Origin of the sequence: Streptomyces phytophilus (assembly GCF_013870535.1) — a bacterium.
Lineage (GTDB): Bacteria > Actinomycetota > Actinomycetes > Streptomycetales > Streptomycetaceae > Streptomyces > Streptomyces phytophilus.
On record NZ_JACBXC010001771.1, the window covers coordinates 1 to 215 of the forward strand.

Here is a 215-nt window from a genome sequence, read left to right on the forward strand (position 1 = left end):
GAACTGCCCTTCGGCAACCCCCGCGGCCAGGAACCCGCCGACTGGCCCGGCAGCAAGGGCTTCGTCGGCGGCACCAACGACACCACCACCGGCCTGACCCACCTCGGCGCACGCGAATACGACCCGACAACCGGCAGATTCATCTCCGTCGACCCACTGATGGATCTCACCGACCCCCAGCAGTGGCAGGGATACGCCTACGCCAACAACAACCC

At 67.0% G+C, this 215-nt stretch carries 1 protein-coding gene; it reads left to right on the forward strand.

Features of this window, described 5'->3' with window-relative positions:
• Positions 1-215 (forward strand): RHS repeat-associated core domain-containing protein (locus H5J30_RS35835; protein ID WP_181791949.1); only part of this gene is annotated, 215 nt, incomplete at both ends.